Source organism: Alcaligenes faecalis (assembly GCF_009497775.1).
Lineage (GTDB): Bacteria > Pseudomonadota > Gammaproteobacteria > Burkholderiales > Burkholderiaceae_B > Alcaligenes > Alcaligenes faecalis_D.
Map to the genome: position 1 here is coordinate 2,249,971 of NZ_CP031012.1, position 24,793 is coordinate 2,274,763.

Here is a 24,793-nt window from a genome sequence, read left to right on the forward strand (position 1 = left end):
TAAAAACGGCAGGCGCTGATGATAGCACCTGCCGTGATCCAATACGCCTTAACTATCAGGCGAATACTGGTATTACTTGCGACGTGTGGGAGGCAAGTCCGTGCACGTCCCTTCTGCGACGGCAGCAGCCTTGCTGACGGACTCGCACAAGGTCGGGTGTGGGTGGATGGATTTGGCCAGATCGACCGGGTCCACACCCATTTCGATAGCCAGCACCAGCTCGCCAATCAGCTCGCCCGCATTGGTACCGACGATACCGCCGCCCACGATACGGTGAGTTTCAGCATCGAACAGAACCTTGGTAAAGCCTTCGTCGCGGTTGTTGGCAATGGCACGACCCGAGGCAGCCCATGGGAATACGCCCTTCTCGACCTTGATACCGTCTTTCTTGGCCTGATCTTCTGTCAGACCCACCCAGGCGATTTCTGGATCGGTGTACGCCACCGAAGGAATCACGCGAGCGTCAAAGAAGGATTTTTCACCAGCGATGACTTCAGCAGCCACGTGCGCTTCGTGCTCGGCTTTATGTGCCAGCATGGGCTGACCCACAATATCGCCAATCGCGTAGATGTGCGGCACGTTGGTGCGCTGTTGATTATCAACCTGGATGAAGCCACGGTCGCTAACCTGCACACCAGCTTTCTCGGCACCGATCTTCTTGCCATTGGGCGAGCGGCCCACGGCTTGCAGAACCAGGTCGTAACGCTGCGGCTCGGCCGGCGCGTTCTTGCCTTCAAAGGTTACCCAGATGCCATCTTCGCGGGCTTCGGCAGCTACGGTGCTGGTTTCCAGCATCATGTGGTCGAAGCGGTGCTTGTTCATCTTTTCCCACACCTTGACCACGTCGCGGTCTGCGCCCGGCATCAGGCCGGTTTGCATTTCCACCACGTCCAGGCGTGCACCCAGAGCCGAGTACACCGTACCCATTTCCAGACCGATGATGCCACCACCCACGATCAGCATACGCTTGGGCACAGACTTCAGTTCCAGCGCGCCGGTCGAATCCACTACGCGTGGATCGTCAGGCAGGAACGGCAGTTTTACCGACTGGCTACCGGCAGCAATAATGGCCGAGCCGAACTTGATCACTTTCTTGGTGCCGTCATTGGCGGTCACTTCGATGTGATTGGGGTCCAGGAACTGGCCGTTACCAACCACAACCTGTACCTTGCGGCCCTTGGCCATACCGGCCAGACCACCGGTCAGCTTGCCGATCACCTTGTTCTTGTAGTCGCGCAGCGCGTCGATGTCGATTTGCGCTTCACCGAACTTGATGCCATGTGTTGCCAGGGACTTGGCTTCCTCGTAGACCGCTACGGTATGCAGCAAGGCCTTGGAAGGAATACAACCCACGTTCAGACACACACCACCCAAGGTGCTGTAGCGCTCGACCAGAGCCACTTTCAGGCCCAGGTCAGCGGCACGGAAGGCTGCGTTGTAACCGCCAGGGCCAGCGCCCAGAACGACCACATCCACGGAATCATCCGCGCCACCCTGATGGCTGGCAGCCTGCGGAGCAGGTGCCGCGGCCGGAGCGGCAGCGGCAGGAGCCGCAGCAGCTGCTTTAGGTGCTTCTTGTTTGGCGGGTGCAGCAGCGGGAGCCGCCTGGCCCTCCGCTACTTCGATCTTGGCAATGGCCGAACCCTGGGAGACCTTGTCACCCACTTTGACCAGCAATTCCTTGATCACCCCTGCCTGAGCGGCAGGGATTTCCATGGAGGCCTTGTCGGACTCCACGGTGATCAGGCTTTGCTCGACTTCGACCGTATCACCGACCTGCACCAGCACTTCGATAACATCCACCTCGCCGGAGTCACCGATATCCGGGACCGTCAGATCAATCAGACTCATGACAACTCCTTACAGTGCGATGCGACGGAAGTCGGCCAGCATCGTTGCCAGGAAGGCATTGAAACGGGCGGCCGAAGCACCATCGATAACGCGGTGGTCGTAGGACAGGGACAGAGGCAGCATCAGGCGTGGCTCGAACTCCTTGCCATTCCAGACTGGCTGCATGGAGGAACGCGACAGACCCAGAATGGCCACTTCTGGCGCATTGATGATGGGTGTGAAGTCCGTACCACCAATACCGCCCAGCGAGGAAATAGTGAAGCAACCACCTTGCATCTGAGCGGCGCTCAGCTTGCCGTCACGGGCAGCCGCAGCCAGTTCACCCGTTTCACGAGCGATATCCAGAATGCCTTTCTTGTCAGCATCGCGGATAACCGGCACAACCAGACCGTTAGGCGTATCAGCGGCAAAACCGACGTGGTAGTACTGCTTGAGCACCAGATTGTCGCCGTCCAGCGAGGCGTTGAACTCGGGGAATTTCTTCAGGGCAGCCACAGCAGCCTTGATGACGAAAGCCAGCATGGTGACGCGAGCGCCGGACTTCTTGTATTCCTCGTTCAGCTCCTTACGCAGGGCTTCCAGAGAGGTGATGTCAGCCACATCGTTATTGGTGACATGAGGAATCATGACCCAGTTGCGATGCAGGTTGGCACCCGAAATTTTCTTGATGCGCGACAAAGCCTGGGTTTCGACGGGACCAAACTTGGTGAAGTCGACCTTGGGCCAGGCCAGCACGTCCAGACCGCCAACCTGAGCAGCAGTACCAGCAGCAGTCACGGGGGCGGCGCCACCAGCAACAGCCTGCTTCACAAAGCCGCGCACGTCGTCAGCCGTAATACGGCCCTTATTGCCCGAACCGTGAACCTTGGCCAAGTCCACACCCAGTTCGCGAGCGAACTTACGGACGCTAGGCGAAGCATGGGGCAGATTGCGCAAGGAGCCTTCGGCTTCCGCAAAAGCGGCGGTAGGCGAAACACGCTCTGGAGCCGGGGCACCAGCACCGACCACCACCGAAGAGCTGGCGGCAGGAGCGGCGGCGGGAGCAGCTTCCGCTTTAGGAGCGGGAGCCGCTTCGGCCTTGGCAGGCGCAGGAGCGGCGGCAGCGCCTTGCACCGTCACTTCCAGAATGTCGCTACCCTGGCTGACCTTGTCACCCAGCTTCACTTTGATGGCTGTAACCACACCGGCGTGGGAGGACGGCACTTCCATGGAAGCCTTGTCCGATTCCACGGTGATCAGGCTTTGGTCCACTTCAATGGTGTCACCCACTTGCACCATGATTTCGATAACGTCCACATCGCGGGCGTCGCCAATATCAGGGACTTGAACGGTAACTTGCTGTTCACCACCAGCCGGAGCTGCCGCAGCGGCGGCAGGAGCCGCTGCGGGCGCAGCTTCCGCTTTAGGAGCGGGAGCAGCCTCGGCCTTGGCAGGCTCAGCGGCAGGCGCGGCCTGCGCGCCTTCGGCGGCTTCCAGTTCCAGAACCAGGCTGCCTTCCTTGACCTTGTCGCCCAGCTTGACCTTGATCGACTTGACCACGCCAGCGTCGGACGATGGGATTTCCATGGAGGCCTTGTCGGACTCCACGGTAATCAGGCTTTGCTCGACCTCAATGGTCTCGCCTTCCTTGACCAGGATTTCGATCACTTCGACAGCGTCGTCAGCACCGATATCCGGGATTTTGACTTGAATGATATTGCTCATGGTTCAGTCCCTTATGCGTGGTGCGGGTTGGCCTTGGAAGGATTGATGCCGTATTTGGCAATCGCCTCGGACGCTTTGCTGAACGGAATCTTGCCGTCTTCAGCCAGAGCGCGCAGAGCAGCCAGCACCACGAAGTGACGATCAACCTCAAAGTGCTCGCGCAGCTTGAAGCGGTAGTCGGAGCGGCCGAAACCATCGGTGCCCAGCACTTTGAACGTGCGATCCTTGGGTACGAACGGACGAATCTGGTCGCCAAAGGCCTTGATGTAGTCGGTGGAGACCACGATAGGACCGTCGGTTTTGGCCAGCTGAGTCGTCACGTAAGGTACGGGCAGATCCTTGCCTTCAGGATTCAGCAGCGCAGCGCGCTCGCAATCCAGACCATCACGACGCAATTCGGTAAAGCTGGTCACGCTCCAGACGTCAGAGCCAATGCCCCAGTCTTTTTCCAGCAGTTCTTGTGCAGCGATCACTTCGCGCAGAATCGTGCCCGAACCCATCAGCTGAACGCGCAGCTTGCTGTCCTTGGCAACCGACTTGAACTTGTACATGCCGCGCAGGATGCCGTCTTCGTCGCCTTCGACCAGACCAGGCTGAGCGTAGTTCTCGTTCATCAGGGTGACGTAGTAGTACACGTCTTCCTGATCCTGAACCATGCGCTTCAGACCGTGCTGCATGATGACAGCCACTTCGTGAGCGAAGGTGGGGTCGTAGGATACGCAGTTAGGAATCAGCGAGGACTGAATATGGCTGTGACCATCTTCGTGCTGCAAACCTTCACCGTTCAGGGTGGTGCGACCGGCCGTGCCGCCCAGCACGAAACCGCGTGCCTTCATGTCACCCGCTGCCCAGGCCAGATCACCAAAGCGCTGGAAGCCGAACATGGAGTAGTAAATGAAGAACGGGATCATGATGCGGTTGCTGTTGGAGTACGACGTGGCCGCCGCAATCCAGGAGCTGAATGCACCCTGCTCGTTAATACCTTCCTGCAACAACTGACCATTAGCCGTTTCGCGGTAGTACATGACCTGGTCTTTATCGACCGGCGTGTACTTCTGGCCTTCCGGTGCGTAAATACCGATCTGACGGAACAGACCTTCCATACCAAAGGTACGGGATTCGTCAGCCAGGATAGGTACGGCACGAGGACCGACCTGCTTGTCGCGCAGCAAGGTGTTGAAGAAGCGTACAAATGCTTGAGTCGTGGAAATTTCACGGCCTTCGGCAGTGGCTTCCAGCATGGGCTTGAACGCGTCCAGTGCAGGCACGGTCAGCTGTTCATCGGCCTTGTTGCGACGCTTGGGCAGGTAGCCACCCAATGCCTGACGGCGGGCGTGCAGGTATTGCATTTCTGGAGAATCGTCAGCTGGCTTGAAGTAAGGCAGCTCTTCCAGTTTGTCATCAGGAACCGGGATGTTGAAACGGTCGCGGAATTCGCGCACGGCGTCCAGATCCAGGCTCTTTTGTTGGTGCGAGGGGTTCTTGGCCTGGCCAACGTGACCCATGCCGTAGCCCTTGATGGTCTTGGCCAGAATAACGGTAGGCTGACCTTCGTGCTTGGTGGCGGCGTCAAACGCAGCGTACACCTTGTGAGGATCGTGACCGCCACGGTTCAGACGCCAGATGTCCTCGTCGCTCATGCGGCTGACCATTTCCAGCAGCTTGGGGTGCTTGCCAAAGAAGTGCTCACGAACGTAGGCACCGTCGTTGGCTTTGTAGGCCTGGTATTCGCCGTCCACGGTTTCTTCCATGACCTTGCGCAGAATGCCTTCCTTGTCGCGGGCCAGCAATGGATCCCAGTAACCGCCCCAGATCAGTTTCAGCACGTTCCAGCCAGCACCACGGAAGGTACCTTCCAGTTCCTGGATGATCTTGCCGTTACCGCGTACAGGACCGTCCAGACGCTGCAAGTTACAGTTCACGATGAAAATCAGGTTGTCCAGTTTTTCACGTGCAGCCAGACCGATGGCGCCCAGGGATTCGGGTTCGTCCATCTCGCCGTCGCCCAGGAACACCCAGACTTTACGGCCGCTGGTATCGGCAATGCCACGGGCATGCAGGTACTTCAGGAAACGGGCCTGGTAAATCGCCATCAATGGGCCCAGGCCCATGGAGACGGTGGGGAACTGCCAGAATTCGGGCATCAACTTGGGATGCGGGTAGGATGGCAAGCCTTTGCCATCGACTTCCTGACGGAAGTTGTTCAACTGGTCTTCGGAGATACGGCCTTCCATGAAGGCGCGGGCGTAAATACCGGGCGAGGAGTGGCCCTGGAAAAACACCATGTCGCCGCCGCGATCTTCGGTTTCAGCGTGCCAGAAGTGGTTCTGACCGCAGCCAATCATGGTGGCCAGCGAAGCAAACGAGGCAATGTGACCGCCCAGACCGCCGCCATCAGGAGGGGTTTCGCGGTTAGCGCGCACCACCATGGCCATGGCGTTCCAGCGAATGTAGGAACGGATACGCTCTTCGAGCACCAGGTTGCCGGGGTGGGCAGGTTCCAGACCGGGAGGAATCGTGTTCTCGTAAGCTGTGTTGGGCGAGAACGGGATGTGAGCGCCGGAGCGACGGGCCAGATCGATCAGCTTTTCGATCAGATCATGAGCACGGGCCGGGCCTTCACGGTCCACCACCGCTTCCAGGGCGTCAAGCCACTCTTTTGTTTCTAGGGCTTGGTCTTGACTGACCTGAGCCGAACTATTGTCTTGGGTTGAGGACATATAGTGTCTCCATATATGTGGTAGTAGTCCGGTCTTGCTCGACGCTGAGCCGCCCATCTAATAAGAAGTAAAGCGATCCTGACCGAAGCGGGTTTTGCGGACTGTGAGCGTTCAAGGCGGGGTACGCCTGCACCAAACCATTCTAGGAAAGAACGCTGAAACGCTCAAGCAAAATTTCATTTTATGGTATGTGTTTTCATAATACGAAATATCACTAAAAAAAATAGCCCTACATTACAATCCAGCCATACTTCTTTTCTTGCTGTTATGGCCACTCATCCCAAAAAGTCTCTGATCCCTTCAACCTTCTATGATCAGGCTAAGCAGAATCGGCGTGGATTCTATTGGCTGACACCGGTTGTCGTGCTGTTTCTCTACCTCTGTGTCATGGGGGTATTCCTGTGGCTGCAACGCCTGCAAAACGACAGTGTCATGTTTGTGACCATCGATCAGGAAACGCGCCAGCAACGCCTGATGATGGTGATTCTGGCCCTGTCCCTGGTGATTGTGGTCAGCTTGCTGGCCCTGTGGCGCTATACCCGCTTCCGTACCCACGCCGAAGCCGCCCAGACCGCCGAAACCGGTTTCCGGCGCGCCATGGAAAACTCCATGTCCACGGGGATGCGCGTGTTTGACATGCAGGGCCGCATTGCCTATGTGAACCCGGCTTTTTGCAGGATGATTGGCTGGAACGAGGCCGATCTGGTCGGTCGTACCGCCCCCTTCCCTTACTGGTTACCCGGTCGTCATCAACAACACCAGGAAACCCTGGACCTTTTGCTGTCCGGCCGCACGCCCAGCAGTGGTCTGGAAGTGGAGGCTCAGCGCCGTGATGGCTCGCGCTTTACTGCCCGTATGTATGTCTCGCCCCTGCGTGCTCCTAATGGAGAGCAGATTGGCTGGATGACCTCCATGACGGACATTACCGAGCCCAAGCGCATTCGCGAGGCCCTGACCGCCGCGCATGAACGCTTCATGACGGTGCTGGAAGGTCTGGATGATGCGATTTCCGTGGTGGCCGATACGTCAGATGGCCTGGAGCTGCTGTTTGCCAACCGCACCTATCGCCGCTTCTTTGGTGCCCAATCCAATGGCCACGCTGAATTGCTGGGTGGCCGCCTGGGCCGCTTCACGGATGAAACCGTAGAGATTTACTCCGAATCCGCCGCCCGCTGGTTTGAAGTCCATCACCGCATGCTGGCCTGGACGGATGGCCGTCGTGTGCGTCTGCAAGTGGCGCGCGATATTACCGACCGCCGCAAGCACGAAGAAGCCTCGCGTATTCAGCAGGAAAAAGTACAGCTGACCAGCCGCCTGACTACCATGGGTGAAATGGCCTCCTCGCTGGCGCACGAATTGAACCAGCCGCTGACGGCCATCAACAACTACAGCATGGGTGCCGTCGCCATGCTGAAATCCGGTCGCTACCAGCCTGAAACCCTGCTGGCCGCGCTGGAAAAAGCCGCTCAGCAAGCCGAACGGGCAGGCAAGATCATCAGCCGCATTCGAGAATTTGTGAAGCGTAGCGAACCGCGCCGCGTCCGCGTCAAAGTCATGCGTATTGTGGAAAATGCCGTCGGCTTTGCCGAAATCGACGCCCGCAAGCGCCAGATCGAGATTGAATTAAGCATTCCGGACCCCGTTCCTGACGTCATTGCCGACCCCATTCTCATAGAACAGGTATTATTGAATCTGCTCAAAAATGGGATCGAAGCCATGGAACACAGCGATCATCATGTGCTTCAATTGGTGATTACCCAACAAGAATCGCTTTTGGAGATGGCCGTCATCGATCGCGGTCATGGCTTGAAAGACCCCGAGCGCCTCTTTGAACCGTTTTACAGTACCAAGTCCGAAGGCCTTGGGATGGGCCTGAATATCTGTCGCACAATTATTGAATCGCATCACGGCCGCCTGTGGGCAGTCGGCAATCCAGAGGGTGGAACGATTTTCCGTTTCAGTCTACCTTGTGCGGCACCGGATGTAGCGGACACCCTTGATAACAAACTGGAGATACCCGAATGACCAGCCCGCAAATGCCATGCACCATTTACGTAGTCGATGACGACGAAGCCGTACGGGACTCCTTGCGCTGGCTCCTGGAAGCCAATGGCTACCGGGTCCGCTGCTTTGCTTCGGGCGAAGAGTTTCTGGGCGCCTACGACCCGGCCCAGGTAGCCGTCCTGATTGTGGACGTGCGCATGCCCGGCATGAGCGGCCTGGAGCTTCAGGAAGCCCTGATCGCTCGCAAATCGAATATCCCGATTGTGTTCATTACCGGTCACGGTGACGTGCCCATGGCCGTGAGCACCATGAAGAAAGGCGCTATCGACTTTCTGGAAAAACCCTTTAACGAAGCCGATCTGCGCACCATTGTCAGCCGCATGATCGAACAGGCTACGGCTCGCGCCTCGCAAGCGCAGGCGCAAAAAGATCAACAAGAAGTCCTGGGCCGCCTGACAGCGCGCGAGCAGCAAGTGCTGGAACGCATTGTTGCCGGTCGCCTGAACAAGCAGATTGCTGGGGACTTGAATATCAGCATTAAAACTGTCGAAGCGCATCGCGCCAATATCATGGAAAAACTGGAAGTCACTACGGTTGCCGACCTCATGAAAATCGCCCTCACCAAGTCCGAGGATGCGTAAATGAGTGCTCGCATTATTGATGGAAAAAAGCTATCCACCGCCATCAAGGCGGAAGTTGCAGAACGCGTTGCCAAGCTGAAGCAAACTCACGGCATTCAGGCCGGTTTGACCGTGGTGCTGGTCGGTGAAGATCCGGCCTCCCAGGTCTATGTACGCAACAAGGGTCTGGCATGTGAAGCCGCCGGCCTGAAATCCGAAATCATCCGCCTGCCGGCCGACACCACCGAAACCAAGCTGCTGGCCCTGATCACCCGCTTGAATCAGGACAGCTCGGTGCACGGCATTCTGGTTCAACTGCCCCTGCCCGGCCACTTGGACGAGCACAAGGTGATTGAAACCATTGCTCCGCACAAGGACGTGGACGGTTTCCACGTCAGCAATGCGGGCATGCTCATGACGGGCAAGCCGCTGTTTGCCCCTTGCACGCCCTACGGCGTCATGAAGATGCTGGAATCGGAAAACGTGGCGCTGCGCGGTGCAGAAGCCGTGGTGGTCGGCGCCAGCAATATCGTGGGCAAACCCATGGCCATGCTCTTGCTGGCTGCGGGCGCTACCGTCACCCTCTGTAATTCCAAAACGCGTGATCTGGCCGCCCAGACCCGCCGCGCCGATGTGCTGGTCGCTGCCGTAGGCCGCCCTGGCATCATTACCGGCGATATGGTCAAGCCCGGTGCTGTCGTGATTGACGTCGGTATCAACCGCGGTGCCGACGGCAAGCTGTGCGGTGACGTGGACTTTGCCAGCGCCAGCGAAGTGGCCTCGGCCATTACGCCCGTACCCGGCGGCGTCGGCCCCATGACCATTGCCATGCTGCTGGTCAACACCTTGGAAGCGGCCGAACGCTCGGCCAACATCAGTCTTTAATTTAATCAACGGTTTATGACGACAAATCCCTTACTGGTTCCTATCGACAGCCTTATTGACTATCCCGCCATCCAGCCCGAGCACATCGAGCAGGCGGTGGACCAACTGCTGGCCTTGGCCCGCCAAGCCGTAGACACAGTCTCCAACGACGATAGCGAACCCAGTTGGGACAACATCGTCGAGCCCATCACCGACGCCACCGAAACCCTGTATCGCGCCTGGTCGGTGGCCGGTCACCTGAACTCGGTCATCAATACGCCCGAGCTGCGCACGGTGTACAACCAGTGCCTGCCCCGCATGAGCGAGTTCTCGACCTGGGTGGGCTTGAACCGTCCTTTGTTCCTGCGTTATCAGGCTCTGGCCGACAGCCCGGCCTTTGCCGCCCTGACGCCCCAGCGCCAACGCATCATTACCCTGGCCCTGCGCGATTTCCGCCTGAGCGGCGTGCAACTGGAAGGTCAGGCGCGTGAAGACTACGCCCGTATTTCCGAAGAGCTGGCACAGACTTCGCAGCAATTCTCTGAGCATGTGCTCGATGCCATTGATCAGTGGCACTACCTGTGTACCGATCTGGCCGAACTGGACGGCATCCCGGACGACGTGCTGGCCGCTGCCCAACGCGCTGCCCAGGAAAACGATCAGCAAGGCTGGCGTCTGACGCTGAAAATGCCTTGCTACCTGCCCGTCATGCAATACGCACGCAACCAGACCTTGCGTGAGTTGATGTACCGGGCCTACACCACCATTGCCTCTGATCAAGGCAATACCCAATTTGATAACTCCCAGGCGATTGAAACGCTGCTGGACCTGCGCGCCCAGGAAGCGAGCCTGCTGGGATTTGCCAGCTACGCCCATATGCGTCTGGAAACCCGCATGGCCGACACCCCTGAACAGGTGATGAGCTTCTTGCGCGATCTGGCGACCAAGGCTCGCCCCTACGCCCGCCAGGATCTGGACGAGCTGCAAGCCTTCGCCCAGAAAGAACTGGGTCTGGAAACCCTGCAAGCCTGGGATGTACCCTTCAGTGCCGAGCGTCTGCGCGAACAGCGCTACGCCTACTCGGAAGACGAGGTCAAACAGTACTTCACGGAACCTGCCGTTCTGAACGGCCTGTTCAAAGTCATCCAGCGTTTGTTTGACGTGACGCTGCGTGCCGCCGACGTCCCCGCCTGGCATCCTGCCGTGCGTCCTTTTGAAGTCATGGCTTCGGATGGCAAGGTTCTGGGCTATCTGTACATGGACCTGCACGCCCGCCAAGGCAAGCAAGGTGGCGCCTGGGTTGATAGCGAACGCAGCCGTCGCCGTCTGGGTGAAGATCTGTGCCTGCCTATCGCCTATCTGGTGTGCAACTTTGCCGAACCCCAGCCCGGTCGCCCCGCCCTGCTCACGCATGACGATGTGATCACGCTGTTCCACGAATCCGGCCACGCCCTGCATACCCTGCTCTCGCGTGTGGACGATCCGGCCGCCTCGGCCTTCTCCGCCGTGGAATGGGACGCCATCGAACTGCCTTCGCAGTTCATGGAAAATTTCTGCTGGGAATGGCCTGTAGTGCAAATGCTGACTGCCCATGTGGAAACCGGCGAGCATCTGCCCCGTGCGCTCTACAACAAGCTGAATCTGGCCCGCAACTTCCAAAGCGGCATGCAAATGGTGCGCCAGCTGGAATTCTCCCTGTTCGACATGCTGATCCACTCGCGTGACAGCGGTATGAGCATTGATGCAGTCATGGAGATTCTGGACCAGGTACGTCAGGAAGTGGCCGTGCTGTTCCCGCCCGAGTGGCACCGCTTCCCGCATCAGTTCTCGCACTTGTTTGCGGGTGGATATGGCGCGGGTTACTACAGCTACAAATGGGCTGAAGTGCTGTCCGCCGATGCCTACTCGGCCTTTGAGGAAAAAGCCTATACCCACTCGGATGGGGCGCGTGATACCCTCGACAGCAATACAGGGCATCGCTTCTGGCGCGAGATTCTATCCGTAGGGGGCGAGCGCCCGGCTGCCGACTCCTTCCGTGCTTTCCGTGGTCGCGATCCTTCAATTACCGCCCTGCTCCGTCACAGCGGGCTCACTCCAGAGCCAGCCTGAACCCAGAGGACGTCCATGACACCCAGCCCAGCAAAGTCCATTCCTGTCTTGTTTAAACAGTTTGGCCTGACACTGGCGCTGGGCTTGTTCCTGCTAGGCAGCGCAGCCGCTGCCAATCTGCATCCCGTACGTGGCTTTCTGCCCGATCTGCGTTTTTCCCTGCAAGCCGCTGGCCCCAAAACCGTCACCCAGGATGACTTCAAGGATAAAGTCGTCATGATGTTTTTTGGCTATGCCAGTTGCCCGGATATTTGCCCCACCACTTTGGCCCAGCTGGGTCTGGTCATGGAAGAACTGGGGAACGATGCCGATCAGGTGCGCATCATCTTTGTCAGTGTGGACCCCCATCGCGATACGCCCGACTCCCTGGCCCGTTATGTAGCCGCCTTTGATGGCAAGCACACCATGGGGCTGACAGGCTCAGAAAAGCAGATTGCCGATCTGGCCCGTCGTTACCGAGTGGCCTTCCAGATTGAAAAACCCGATCCCAAAGCGCCCGAGAACTACGAAGTCTCGCACAGCCGTGGTGTGTATATCTTCGATCAGCAAGGCAGAGCCCGGTATTTGGCACCGGACACCGAATCAGTACAGGTTCTGGCGGATGGGGTACGCAGTCTGCTGAACTAAACGGGCTTGGCCCTGAATCAAACCTCAGATCAGACTGGCCAACAGCGCCCTCAGCACAACAACCGAAGCATCAGGGCGGGTGTTCCCGTGCCTGGTTAGACACAGGAGCACCCACCCCCTTTGCCATCAGCCTCCGTGCCGTGTGCTCTGACGTTCAGCCACCAGATCCTGCACCATGGACTTGGGCACTTCCGCGTAGCGCTTGAACTCCATGGTGTACGTTGCACGGCCCTGAGACATGGAACGCAGCGTGGTGGCATAGCCAAACATCTCGGACAAAGGCACTTCCGCCTTGATCAGCTTGCCCGCCCCCACCATGTCATCCATACCTTGCACCATGCCACGGCGGCTGGACAGATCTCCCATCACATTGCCGGCATAGTCTTCAGGCGTTTCCACTTCCACCGCCATCATGGGCTCCAGGATCACGGGTGATGCCTGCTTGGCCGCTTCCTTGAAACCAAAGATCGCCGCCATTTTGAAGGCCTGCTCGGACGAGTCCACATCGTGGTAAGAACCGAAGGTCAAGGTGACTTTCACATCCACCACGGGATAGCCCGCCAGCACACCACTGTTCAGGGCCTCCAGCACGCCTTTTTCCACCGCCGGAATGTACTCACGCGGAACCACCCCGCCCTTGATGGCATCGACAAACTCAAAGCCCTTGCCCGCCTCTTGCGGCTCCAGAGTAAAGACCACATGGCCGTACTGTCCTTTACCACCGGACTGACGGACAAACTTGCCTTCGACATCGCGCACGGTCTTGCTGATGGTTTCGCGGTAGGCCACTTGCGGTTTGCCCACATTCGCTTCCACACCAAACTCGCGCTTCATGCGATCCACAATGATCTCCAGATGCAGCTCGCCCATACCGCCAATAATCGTCTGCCCCGATTCCTCGTCCGTGCTGACACGGAAGGACGGATCTTCAGAAGCCAGACGCGAGAGTGCAATCCCCATCTTTTCCTGATCAGACTTGGTCTTGGGCTCCACAGCCTGACGAATCACCGGCTCGGGAAACTCCATGCGCTCCAGGGTGATGATGGCCGAAGGATCACACAAGGTTTCCCCTGTGCTGACCTCTTTCAGGCCAACGCAGGCGGCAATATCACCCGCATGCAGTTCATCCACCTCATGCCTGTCATTGGCATGCATCTGCACAATCCGGCCAATACGCTCTTTCTTGCCACGGCCCGGAATATAGACGCTATCACCCTTGGCCAGCACGCCGGAATACACACGCACAAAGGTTAGCTGGCCGACATACGGGTCCGTCATCAGCTTGAATGCCAATGCCGAGAACTTCTCATTGTCGTCGGATTGGCGAGTGACGATTTCGCCAGCCTCGTTCAAGCCCTGTACAGCGGGCACATCCACGGGAGAAGGCAGCAGTTCCACCACCGCATCCAGCATGCGTTGTACACCCTTGTTCTTGAAGGCCGAGCCACACAGCATGGGCTGAATCTCTCCGGCAATGGTGCGCAAGCGCAGGCCCAGCGTAATCTGGGCCACGCTCAAATCACCCGTTTCCAGGTACTGATTCATCAACTCTTCATTAGCCTCTGCTGCCACTTCCAGCATGCGCTCACGCCACTGCTTGGCCGCAGCCAGCAGATCATCAGGGATCTCCTCAAAACTGAATTTCATGCCCTGAGAGGCCTCGTCCCACACAATCGCTTTCATCAAACGCAGGTCGATCACGCCCTTGAAGCCATCTTCAGCACCCATAGGGATCACCACAGGCACAGGATTGGCCTTGAGGCGGTCCACCATCATCTGGCGTACGCGGAAGAAATCGGCCCCCACGCGGTCCATCTTGTTGACGAAGGCCAGGCGCGGCACCTTGTACTTGTTGGCCTGACGCCAAACCGTTTCAGATTGCGGCTGTACCCCGCCGACGGCGTCATACACCATGACCGCGCCGTCCAGCACGCGCATGGAGCGTTCAACCTCGATGGTGAAATCCACGTGGCCGGGGGTATCGATGATATTGATGCGGTGCTCGGGCAGCGAGCCATCCATGCCTCGCCAAAAGCAGGTGGTGGCCGCCGAGGTAATGGTGATGCCACGCTCCTGCTCCTGGCTCATCCAGTCCATGGTGGCCGCCCCGTCATGCACTTCCCCCAGCTTGTGACTGACGCCGGTGTAGAAAAGAATGCGCTCGGTAGTGGTGGTTTTGCCAGCGTCAATATGCGCCGAGATACCAATGTTCCGATAGCGAGTGATGGGTGTATGGCGAGCCATGATGATTGTCCTTGGAGTCGTCCTGCCTTGCGGTGCAAGGCACCTGGGCTCCTGTTGTTCCAGTGGTTGATAACAATCAGATAGTACGCCTACAATCGTACTATAAACAAGATTTTTTCCACGCACTCGTGCATTCAAACCACAGCACAAGGCGAAAACGGTACGTGGACACAGGTACAATCACCGCGACGAATAATGACAGGACTCTACATGCTTCCCAATCATCCCGAACGCGCGCAGATTCGCTTGGAAAATGTACTGACTGCCCTGGGCAATCCCTTGCGCCTGGCCGTTGTGCGCGCTCTGGCCTCTGAGGGCGAACGCGCGTGTGGCTCGCTGCTGCAAGGCCAAACCAAATCCACCATGACGCATCACTGGCGTGTCTTGCGCGATAGCGGCGTGATCTGGCAGCGGCCTTCTGGACGAGAAAACCTGCTGTCGCTGCGCAAGGATGATCTGGAGGACCGCTTTCCCGGCCTGCTGCATTCCTTGCTGGGCGCGCTGGAAAATGACCCGGTAACCGAAGCAACCACTGCACAGCATCTGCAAAACGCCGCTAAATAATAAAAATGCCCTGAAAATCAAACTGCCCGCCAAAGGCCGGATTAATATCCAACTTTTGGCGGGCAGTTCACAGACAGGGTCGAGATTGCCGGGGCAAGAACCCGAGCACGAAATCAGACCTGTTCAGACGGGCTTATTTGCCTCGCAAGGCAGATTGCGCACCGCGCAGAGCCGTGCGCAAGCCCTCTTCCAATACGGGATGGTAGAACGGCATGGCCAGCATCTGATCCAGGGTCAGCCCCATCTGCAAGGACCAGGCCAACAAGTGGGCGATATGTTCGGCTTGAGGCCCGACCATCTCGGCCCCCAGGAACTTGCCCTCCTTGTCCGCATAAACATGCAGCAAGCCACGGTTGACCAGCATCACGCGGGCACGGCCCTGATTGCCGAAGTTCACGCTCCCTGTCACCGCGCCTTCTGGCAGTGATTTAAAGGGCGTACCAACGACAGCCACCTGCGGATCACTAAACACCACCGCCATGCGCGCACGACGCGCCATGGGCTCGTCCTGGCCATTGCTGATGGCCTGCAACGCGGCCAGACGACCATCATCCGCTGCCTCGTGCAAGATAGGCGCACGCTGGTTCACATCACCCGCCAGATAAATGGAAGTGCCTTTCAGTTGCAGGCTGTCCATGTCAAAGACCACACGCCCTTTGCTATCCCACTGCACAGGCGTATTTTCCAGGCCCAGATTGTCCAGCTGCGGACTGCGCCCGGCGGCTCCCAGCACGTAGTCGTAATCCTCGACCACTTCCTTGCCGTCCACCTGCAAACGCACGCGTGCCTTGCCATTGACGACTTCGCTCCCCAATACGGCTACGTCAGCGCGAATGTTCAGCTCCTGGCTGAAAATCGCCCGTCCAGCTTCACGCACCTCGGGATCAGAAAGACCGGCCAGACTCTGGCTGCGGTTAATAATGGACACCTTCACGCCCACACGCGCCAGCGCCTGGCCCAGCTCCAGACCAATCACGCCCGTACCGACAACCAGCACGCTTTCCGGCAAATCCGTCCAGTCAAAAACATCCTCATTATTGATCAGCAAGGCGCCCAGCGGCTCCAGCTCCTTGGGGCGCACGGGCGTGGAGCCGGTAGCAATAATCACGTGCTTTGCGGTGATACGGGTATGGTCATCCACTTCCAGCACATGCTCGGACACAAAGCGGGCATGGCCACGTACTTTGTCTTCGGCATCAAAGCCTTCCACATCGTCCACCACAAACTGCACAAAACGATCTCGCTCGCGACGCACGCGGTCCATAACCTCTTTGCCTTCAATGCGGACACTGCCGTCAACGTGAACACCAAAGGGAGCGGTATGGCGGGCATGATGAGCGGCATCCGCCGCTGCAATCAGCAATTTGGATGGCATGCAGCCAACACGCGCGCACATGGTGCCATAGGGGCCTGATTCAATCATCAGCGTTCGTTTACCGGCGCGTTTGGCCGTGCGATACGCTGTCATGCCTGCTGTCCCCGCTCCAATCACGGCAACATCACACTGAATTTCTTTCATAACCGCTCCTTGAGTCCATACTAAGGCAATCAGGGGCCTGATGACCTGCCCGACCACCCGTTCTACAATGTGCAGAATTGACTCTTTCAATCATAACGCAGTCCCCTTGCACTGCCCGAGGAAAGCCCATGCTGATTAGTGAAGCGGCCCGCGTAACCGGCCTGACACCCAAGATGATTCGGCACTATGAAGATCTGGGACTCTTGAATAGTGACCGTGCCCCCAATGGCTACCGCGTCTACCAGGATCAGGACCTGGATACCTTGCACTTTATTGTTCGTGCCAAGGACCTGGGTTTCAATCTGGCGGACATTCAGCAACTGACCAGCCTGTGGCGCGACCAGCAGCGTCCCAGCAGCGAGGTCAAGCAACTGGCTCAGTCTCATATTCAGGATCTGGAAAGCCGCGCTGCCCTGCTGCTGGACATGGCCGCCAAGCTGCGTGTGCTGGCGGAGCAATGCCAGGGAGATCAACACCCCGACTGCCCGATTCTGGATGGCCTGGAGGGCGCGTGCTGCCATACAGACGCTTCATTGAAAACAAGAATATAAAAAAGGCCTGAGTTCATCATCGAACTCAGGCCTTTTCATCAAGACTGCGAGCTTGGCTTACGCAAGCTAGCGCACCAGCTTAGGCGGGCTGCCACTCCGTCACGAACTTCTGTGGCTCGGGACGCTGTGCAGGACCCAGATTGTGAATAGGCGTACCTACCGACACAAAGCCCAGGAACTGGTAATCCAGGGAATCAAAACCCAAGGCTTCAGGGACTTCTTCACCATAGGTGCCCAGGCCTGTGCTCCAGAAAGCACCAAAGCCCAACTGGTGAGCCGCATGCAGCATATTGCTGACGGCTGCGCCCGTCGCCAGAACACGTTCCAGTTCAGGGATTTTTTCTTCGCCATGATCGATGTGGCTGGCCACAGCAATCAGCATGGGCACTTTGGCCAGCCAGGCGCGAACGCTGGCGGCTTTCTGCTCGGTCAAGGGATTACCGGCACGCTCGTTGGCGGCAATGGCCAGTTCACCCAAAGCCTGTACGTTTTCACCACGAATCAGGCAAAAGCGCCATGGCTGCAAACGGCCATGGTCGGGGGCGCACACGGCAGCGCGCAAAATCAGGTCCAGTTCCTGCTCGTTCGGGCCGGGGCCTTGCACCAGCTTGATGGAGCGGCGGGACAACAGGGAATCAATGGTACTCATAGTGCTTCCAGAATCAGTTAAGAGTGCCCTGCCTTGATGGCAGGGCTCAGTCAGGCTTGAGCAGGAGCGCCCGCTTGCACCAGCAAGGCTTTCATGTCGCGCACGGCTTTTTCCCAACCGTCAAAGACAGCCTGGGCAACAATGGCGTGACCAATATTGAGCTCCGTCAGCCCCGGCAAGGCAGCAATCGCTTGTACGTTGCCGTAGTGCAGGCCGTGACCGGCATTCACACGCAGACCTTGCGATACACCTTGAGCAATACCGGCACGGATACGTTCCAGTTCGCTGGCGGCCTGCTCGGGCGTTTGAGCATCCGCATACGTGCCTGTGTGCAATTCAATCACGGTAGCGCCCACTTCACTGGCAGCACGGATTTGCGCCGGGTCGGCATCAATGAACAGCGAGACACGAATGCCGGCAGCCTGTAATTGCTGCACGGCTGCCTTGACCTGGTCCAGACGGCCGACCACATCCAGACCACCTTCGGTGGTCAGTTCAGCACGGTGTTCGGGAACCAGGCAGACATCGTCCGGCTTGATACGGCAGGCAATGTCCAGCATTTCGGTGGTGATGGCGCATTCCAGATTCATCCGGGTACGCAGCACGGGGCGCAGGGCCTCGACGTCGGCATCCTGAATATGACGCCGGTCTTCACGCAGATGTAAGGTGATCAGGTCCGCTCCGGCTTCTTCTGCTCGCAAAGCGGCCTGAATTGGATCAGGGTATGTGGTCAGACGCTGCTGGCGCAGCGTCGCCACATGATCGATATTGACGCCCAGTTCTAACATTCCCCAAGGACCTCCGTAGTTTCAGGGATGAATGACCAGACGTATTATCGCCTGTTTATTCCGGTGCTGTCCCGGCGGCCTGGGTCTTTGTTTCAGGCTTGACGGTTTCAGCTGTCCAGCCGCCACCCAAAGCCTTGTACAACTCGACCCGGTTCATCAGGGATGCCAAGCCAGTCTGAATGTAGGCTTGACGCGTACCGTACAGGCTGACTTCCGCCGTTTGCACCTGCAGGAAGCTGTCTATACCCACTTCGTAACGCAGCTTGGCCAAACGCAAGCTTTCGCTGGCAGCCTGATCAACCTCTTGCAAGGCGTCGATCTGCTGACCGTAGGTGGCTTCACCCGCCAGAGCATCAGCCACTTCGCGGAAGGCTTCCTGAATGGTTTTTTCATACTGGCTGATCGCAATGTCACGACGAGCCTCGGCCAGATCCAGATTGGCCCAGGTGCTGCCCGAGAGCAGCGGCATGGTAATTTGCGGCTGGAACTGCCAGTAACGGTTACCCGAACTGAACAGACCGCCCAGCTCGGGGCTCATGAAGCCCAGCAGGCCGGTCAGGCTCAGACGCGGGAAGAAAGCAGCGCGTGCTGCACCGATGCTGTAGTTAGAGCCGCGCAAGACGTGCTCGGCCGCCACAATATCAGGACGACGTTCCAGCAGTTCTGCCGACAGCCCCACGGGCAAGCTAGGCATCAGCTGCGCACGGGTAAACGGCAAGCCTGCAGGCAGATCTGTGGGGATTTCACGTCCCAGCAAGACCTGCAAGGCATTTAGTGCACGCTGGCGGTCACGCTCGACAGCCTGCATATCGGAACGCACAGTGTTGTATTGCACCTTGGCCTGGTTCAGGTCCAGCGCAGACACGGTACCGGCATCGTAAGAGGACTGCACCAGACGCAGTGTTTCCTGACGGCTACGCAAGGTATTGCTCATCAGGGCATGCAGCTCTTCTGCAGTACGCACCTTGAAGTAGGCTTCCGCCGTGCCCGCCACCAGGGCGATATGGGCAGTACGCTGGGCCTGCTCGGTGGCAAAGTACTGTTCTTGAGCGGCACGGGCCAGATCACGCACGCGGCCAAAGAAGTCCAGTTCAAAGGCTGTGATACCGACGCCAGCCTGGAAGCTGCGGGTCACCGGAGCCGAGGTCGGGCCGCCGGGACGCAGATCAGCCGGTGTGTGGGTGGCCTGCTCGGCCGCCTGCACACCAATGCTGGGCAACTGGTCACTGCGTGCCACGCCATACTGCGCACGAGCTTCCTCGATACGCTGGGTGGCAATACGCAAGTCGCGGTTGTTTTCCAGAGCCTGCCCGATCAGGGCATGCAGACGCGGATCGGTAAAAAATTCGCGCCAGCCCAGGTCAGCCACCTGTGCCGCATCCGCCTGGCCCTGCTGGGCCAGAGGGAATTGTGCAGGCACGGGGGAATCAGGACGCTCGTACTTCGGTGCCAAGGAGCAAGCCGACAAGGCAAACGCCACGGCCAGCACCAAGGGGCTACGTAAAAACATGCTAGACATCAGTGCTGTCCTCCTTGCGAACCGGCCGGCTGTGCAGCCTGCTTGGCCTGTTCTTCCTCGTGCAATTTGGCGGCTTCGCCAAACAGACGAGGTTTGGTTTTAAAGAGCTTGAGGATCACGACAAAGAAGGTCGGCACCATCAAGACCGCCAAAGGCGTTGCGGCCAACATACCACCCAGCACGCCCAGACCCACGGCGTTCTGGCTGGCAGCACCCGCACCGGTGGAGGTAGCCAGAGGCACCACACCCAGCACAAAGGCGAAGGAGGTCATCAAGATAGGACGGAAACGCAGGCGAGCGGCTTCCAGAGTGGCGTCGATCAAGGTAGCACCACGTGCGTAGGCATCCTTGGCAAACTCCACAATCAGAATCGCGTTCTTGGCCGACAGACCGATCACCGTCACGATACCCACCTGGAAGTACACGTCGTTAGGCATGCCCAGACCGGAGACCAACAAGACCGAACCCAGCATACCCAGTGGTACGGCCAGCATCACGGACAGCGGGATCGCCCAGCTTTCGTACAAGGCAGCCAGCAACATGAACACCACCAGGACAGCCAAGCCCATCAGAATTGCCGACTGACCTGCAGCCTGGCGCTCCTGATAAGACAGACCTGTCCAGTCCACACCAAAGCCGCTAGGCAACTGCTTCATCAGGTTTTCCATCTCGATCATGGCTTCACCCGAGGTATAGCCTGGAGCGGGGCCACCACCGATACGGACGGATTCATAGCTGTTGTAACGCACGATCTGTACTGGACCTTGTTCGGTCGTCTGGCTCACAAAGGCCGACAGCGGAACCATCTTGCCCTCGCTGTTGCGAGCGTTGAGCTTAAGCACATCGTCGATGGTCATGCGGTACGGCGCATCGGCTTGCACCCAGACACTTTGCACTCGACCCTGGTTGGTAAATTTACCCACGAAGGACGAGCCCAGAGCGCCGCCAATCAAGGCAGAGGCTTCGCTGAAGTTCACACCCAAGGCCGCAGCCTTGTCACGGTCAATTTCCAGACGGATCTGTTTGCCAGGTCCCAAGCCGGTAATACGCACGCTCTGTGGATCAAACACAGGACTTGCCTTGGCCAAAGCCAGCAACTGATCAGCTGCTGCCATCAGGGCATCGTGACCCATGCCGCCACGGTCTTCCAAACGCATATCAATACCCGAGGAGTTACCCAGAGCAGAAATAGCGGGTGGCACAATCGCGATCACCATGGAGTCGGGCAAACCGAACAGCAGTTGGCCCATGGCCTTGCCAGAAATGGCTTGAGCCGAGTTTTCCTTGCCTTTACGTTCGTTGAAGTCCTTCAAGGGCACAAAGGCAATAGCCGAGTTCAAACCACTACCGTTAAAGCTGAAGCCCTGCACGGCAATGATGTTTTCAACCTGAGGCTGCTCTTTGAAGTAGTTCTCGACCGCGGAGATGGTTTCAATCGTACGGTTGGCTGTCGAACCGGCGGGCAGCTCGATGTTGGCAATCACGTAGCCCTGATCTTCCTCGGGCAAGAATGCGGTTGGCATGCGCATGTACAGGAAACCCAGCACCAGCACCATGATCAGATAGATGAACATCATCCGACCGCCACGACGCAGGGTCTTGCCAATGAAGCTTTCGTAGCCTTTGGTCGTGCTCGTAAACGCACGGTTGAACCAGCCAAAGAAGCCACGCTTGGTTTCGTGATGGCCCTTAGGGATCGGTTTCAACAAGGTCGCGCACAAGGCAGGCGTAAAGGTCAGTGCCAGGAAGCCGGAGAAGGCAATCGACACGGCCATGGCCACCGAGAACTGACGGTAAATCACACCCACCGAACCGGCCATGAATGCCAGGGGCAGGAACACGGCCGACAGCACCAGCGTAATACCCACAATAGCGCCACTAATTTGCGGCATGGCTTTCTTGGTGGCTTCTTTAGGCGAGAGCCCGTCTTCCACCATGATACGTTCGACGTTCTCCACCACCACGATCGCGTCGTCCACCAAAATACCAATGGCCAGCACCATCGCGAACATGGTCAGCACGTTCACGGACATGCCCAGCACCTGCATCACCGCAAACGCTCCCAGAATAGCCACCGGCACCACCAGTGCAGGGATCAGGGTGTAGCGCACGTTTTGCAGAAACACGTACATCACGATGAACACCAGCACCATGGCTTCCAGCAAGGTGTAAACCACCTGGGTGATGGACTTGTCCACGTAGGGCGAGGTGTCGTAAGGAATGTCGTAGCGGATGTTTTCCGGGAAGAACTCGGCCAACTTCTCCATTTCGACTTTAATTGCCGCGGCGGTATCCAGCGCGTTCGCTTCAGGCAGCAAGGAGATAGCAAAAGCCGCTGTCGGCTTGCTGTTCAGACGAGCACCAAACTGGTAGTTGTCCGCCCCCACTTCCACACGAGCCACGTCCTTGATACGCACGGTCGAGCCATCAGCCTGCGAGCGCAGAATGATGTTTTCAAACTCTTCCACGGTTGCCAGCTGACCATTAACCGTAATCGGCGCAGCCACACGTTGGCTGTCCTGGTTAGGCGGGCCACCCAGAATACCGGCAGACACCAGCATGTTTTGCTGACGAATGGCGTTGGTCACATCCGCTGGGCTCATCTGGTAACCGACCAGCTTGGCAGGGTCCAGCCACACACGCATGGCGCGACCGGCTGCAAACAGCTGGAAGCGAGCCACACCAGGAACACGGGAAATCGTGTTCTTGATATTGCGTTCGATGTAGTCGGCCAGAGCTGTCTGATCCAGGCTGCCGTCCGTGGAGGACAAGGTCACCACTTGCAGAAAGCCTGTACTGGACTGCTCCACGTGCAGGCCCTGCTCCATCACCGCTGTCGGCAAGGACGCGGTAATGTTGCTGACCCGGTTCTGGACGTCCACCTGAGCCATGTCAGGATTGGTACCAGGACGGAAAGTGGCGGTGATTTCGGTCGAGCCGTAGGAGTCACTGACGGACTCGTAGTACAGCAGGCCCTTGGCACCGTTCAGCTGATCTTCGATCACACTGGCTACCGTGCTGGCAACGTCTTCCGCCGTTGCACCCGGGTAGGTCGCCCGGATGGAGACTGAAGGAGGTGCCACATCGGGATACTGCGCTACTGGCATATTGGGCAAAGCCAATAAGCCAAATAGCGTGATCGCCAAGGCAACGACCCACGCAAAAATGGGCCTTTCAATAAAAAACTGAGGCATGTCGCTTACTCGCTAGACTTGGCTTCGTTTGGCTCAGCAGCGGCGGCCGGTTCCTGTGCGGGAGCCGCATCAGGGGCAGGCGCAGCGGCTGACTTGTTGCCCTTCCAGGGAATTGTCTGGACAGGAGCACCGGGACGAATTTTCTGGAAGCCTTCGACAATGATCTGGTCGCCGGCTTGCAGGCCTTTGTTGACCACATACTGACCATCGCTCTCAGGTCCCAACACGACAGGTACGGACTGGGCTTTCTCTTCACGAACCACGTAAATATTAGAGGCACCATCCGAGGTGTACTGAACAGCCTGCGCGGGCACCAGCAAGGCATCCGGAATCACGCCTTGTTCCAGACGGACGCGTACGTACATGCCGGGCAAGAGGATTTCATCAGGGTTCGGGAACACGGCACGCAAGGTGACCTGCGAGGTAGATGGATCCACGCTGACACCGCTAAACAGCAAAGCGCCGTCCTGATCGTACAGGGAGCCATCCTCCAGCACGGCCTTGGCTTTGGCCTGACCTTCACCGGCCGACTTCAATGTACCGGCGGCCATGGCGCGACGCAGTTGCGTCAGTTCAGCAGTGGAACGCGTCACGTCAATATAGACACGGTCCAGTTGCTGCACGGTAGCCATATGTGTGGCGTTGGCGGCCGAGACCAGAGCACCTTCGGTAATCAGGGACTTGCCAATACGACCCGACACGGGCGACACAATCTTGGTGTAGCCCAGATCAATATTGGCGCTGTCCAGAGTTGCCTGTGCAGCGGCAATGGCAGCATCAGCCTGCATGGCGCGGGCCTTGGCGTTGTCGTAATCCTGACGGGAAACCGCATTTTCCTTGATCAGGCGCTCGTAACGCTGGGCCAATTGCTTGGCGCTTTGTGCGTCGGCCTGAGCATTTTTCAGCTGAGCGGCAGCCTGGTTGCGAACTGCGCGGTACGGAGCCGGGTCAATGGTAAACAAGAGCTGGTCTTGTTTGACATCAGCGCCCTGCTCAAAGTTGATCTCTTCCACAATCCCGGAAACACGGGCGCGGATTTGTGCATCTTTAATTGCTTCGACTCGTCCAGGCAGCTCGGAGAACAACTCGGTAGAGGTCGGTTGGACGGTAATCACACTGACCGGGACCTTCATCCCGCCGGCCGGAGCTTGAGGCTCTTTGTTGCCGCAAGCGGCGAGCAGAACCAAGGAAGAGAAGGCAGCAATGCGAAAAGTCTGCCGACCCAACAAGCTTTGAAATGACATGAAGAACTCCTGAGCTAAGCGT

The 24,793-nt window shown here is 58.1% G+C and carries 17 protein-coding genes; 7 read left to right on the forward strand and 10 right to left on the reverse strand.

Annotation, left to right across the window (positions count from 1 at the left end):
* Positions 1-72 precede the first annotated feature (72 nt).
* From lpdA to aceE, 3 genes are read right to left on the reverse strand one after another with little or no spacing between them, the layout of a single operon-like run.
* Positions 73-1,851 carry a dihydrolipoyl dehydrogenase gene (lpdA, locus tag DUD43_RS10520; protein ID WP_153230251.1) on the reverse strand — a complete coding sequence of 593 codons (1,779 nt, stop codon included), beginning with the start codon at positions 1,849-1,851 and terminating at the stop codon, positions 73-75.
* A 9-nt stretch (positions 1,852-1,860) separates the two neighbouring features.
* On the reverse strand, positions 1,861-3,555 hold the full coding sequence (aceF, locus tag DUD43_RS10525; RefSeq protein ID WP_153230252.1) for a dihydrolipoyllysine-residue acetyltransferase: 1,695 nt from the start codon (positions 3,553-3,555) through the stop codon (positions 1,861-1,863).
* An 11-nt stretch (positions 3,556-3,566) separates the two neighbouring features.
* Entirely contained in the window at positions 3,567-6,275 is a 2,709-nt protein-coding gene (gene aceE / locus DUD43_RS10530; RefSeq protein WP_153230253.1) for a pyruvate dehydrogenase (acetyl-transferring), homodimeric type, read from the reverse strand.
* Positions 6,276-6,542: 267 nt separating this feature from the next.
* Here aceE and DUD43_RS10535 point away from each other — a divergent pair, with 267 nt between their 5' ends.
* The 5 genes from DUD43_RS10535 to DUD43_RS10555 are packed head-to-tail and all read left to right on the forward strand — an operon-like array spanning position 6,543 to position 12,499.
* Positions 6,543-8,300 (forward strand): PAS domain-containing sensor histidine kinase, encoded by a 1,758-nt coding sequence (locus DUD43_RS10535; RefSeq protein WP_153230254.1) that lies wholly within the window; start codon positions 6,543-6,545, stop codon positions 8,298-8,300.
* Positions 8,297-8,920: a response regulator transcription factor gene (locus tag DUD43_RS10540; RefSeq protein ID WP_042480818.1), complete on the forward strand. Its 624-nt coding sequence runs from the start codon at positions 8,297-8,299 to the stop codon at positions 8,918-8,920. Before DUD43_RS10535 ends, DUD43_RS10540 begins: the two co-directional genes overlap by 4 nt.
* Positions 8,921-9,784 carry a bifunctional methylenetetrahydrofolate dehydrogenase/methenyltetrahydrofolate cyclohydrolase FolD gene (folD, locus tag DUD43_RS10545; RefSeq protein ID WP_153230255.1) on the forward strand — a complete coding sequence of 288 codons (864 nt, stop codon included), beginning with the start codon at positions 8,921-8,923 and terminating at the stop codon, positions 9,782-9,784.
* 15 nt (positions 9,785-9,799) lie between these two features.
* Positions 9,800-11,872 (forward strand): M3 family metallopeptidase, encoded by a 2,073-nt coding sequence (locus DUD43_RS10550; RefSeq protein WP_153230256.1) that lies wholly within the window; start codon positions 9,800-9,802, stop codon positions 11,870-11,872.
* Between the two features lie 15 nt (positions 11,873-11,887).
* A complete protein-coding gene (locus tag DUD43_RS10555) occupies positions 11,888-12,499 on the forward strand; it encodes an SCO family protein (RefSeq protein ID WP_153230257.1) in 612 nt (203 codons plus the stop codon).
* Positions 12,500-12,625: 126 nt separating this feature from the next.
* Here DUD43_RS10555 and fusA read toward each other — a convergent pair whose 3' ends face one another.
* Positions 12,626-14,743 carry an elongation factor G gene (gene fusA, locus DUD43_RS10560; protein WP_153230258.1) on the reverse strand — a complete coding sequence of 706 codons (2,118 nt, stop codon included), beginning with the start codon at positions 14,741-14,743 and terminating at the stop codon, positions 12,626-12,628.
* A gap of 210 nt (positions 14,744-14,953) precedes the next feature.
* Here fusA and DUD43_RS10565 point away from each other — a divergent pair, with 210 nt between their 5' ends.
* Entirely contained in the window at positions 14,954-15,307 is a 354-nt protein-coding gene (locus tag DUD43_RS10565) for an ArsR/SmtB family transcription factor (protein WP_035271750.1), read from the forward strand.
* A gap of 133 nt (positions 15,308-15,440) precedes the next feature.
* Here DUD43_RS10565 and DUD43_RS10570 read toward each other — a convergent pair whose 3' ends face one another.
* On the reverse strand, positions 15,441-16,826 hold the full coding sequence (locus DUD43_RS10570; protein WP_153230259.1) for a dihydrolipoyl dehydrogenase: 1,386 nt from the start codon (positions 16,824-16,826) through the stop codon (positions 15,441-15,443).
* 128 nt (positions 16,827-16,954) lie between these two features.
* On the opposite strand from DUD43_RS10570, the gene DUD43_RS10575 reads away from it, so the two are divergent.
* Complete coding sequence (locus DUD43_RS10575) at positions 16,955-17,377, forward strand: MerR family transcriptional regulator (RefSeq protein ID WP_153230260.1); 423 nt, start codon at positions 16,955-16,957, stop codon at positions 17,375-17,377.
* A 79-nt stretch (positions 17,378-17,456) separates the two neighbouring features.
* Here DUD43_RS10575 and DUD43_RS10580 read toward each other — a convergent pair whose 3' ends face one another.
* The 5 genes from DUD43_RS10580 to DUD43_RS10600 are packed head-to-tail and all read right to left on the reverse strand — an operon-like array spanning position 17,457 to position 24,771.
* Positions 17,457-18,026, reverse strand: a complete 570-nt coding sequence (locus tag DUD43_RS10580; RefSeq protein WP_153230261.1) for a nitroreductase — start codon at positions 18,024-18,026, stop codon at positions 17,457-17,459.
* Between the two features lie 50 nt (positions 18,027-18,076).
* Positions 18,077-18,814, reverse strand: a complete 738-nt coding sequence (gene pdxJ / locus DUD43_RS10585; protein ID WP_153230262.1) for a pyridoxine 5'-phosphate synthase — start codon at positions 18,812-18,814, stop codon at positions 18,077-18,079.
* A gap of 55 nt (positions 18,815-18,869) precedes the next feature.
* Positions 18,870-20,333, reverse strand: coding sequence for an efflux transporter outer membrane subunit (locus DUD43_RS10590; protein WP_153230263.1), 1,464 nt, complete (start codon positions 20,331-20,333; stop codon positions 18,870-18,872).
* Complete coding sequence (locus tag DUD43_RS10595; protein WP_153230264.1) at positions 20,333-23,527, reverse strand: efflux RND transporter permease subunit; 3,195 nt, start codon at positions 23,525-23,527, stop codon at positions 20,333-20,335. The genes DUD43_RS10590 and DUD43_RS10595 overlap by 1 nt, the downstream gene beginning before the upstream one ends.
* 5 nt (positions 23,528-23,532) lie before the next feature.
* Entirely contained in the window at positions 23,533-24,771 is a 1,239-nt protein-coding gene (locus DUD43_RS10600; protein ID WP_153230265.1) for an efflux RND transporter periplasmic adaptor subunit, read from the reverse strand.
* Between the last annotated feature and the right edge of the window lie 22 nt (positions 24,772-24,793).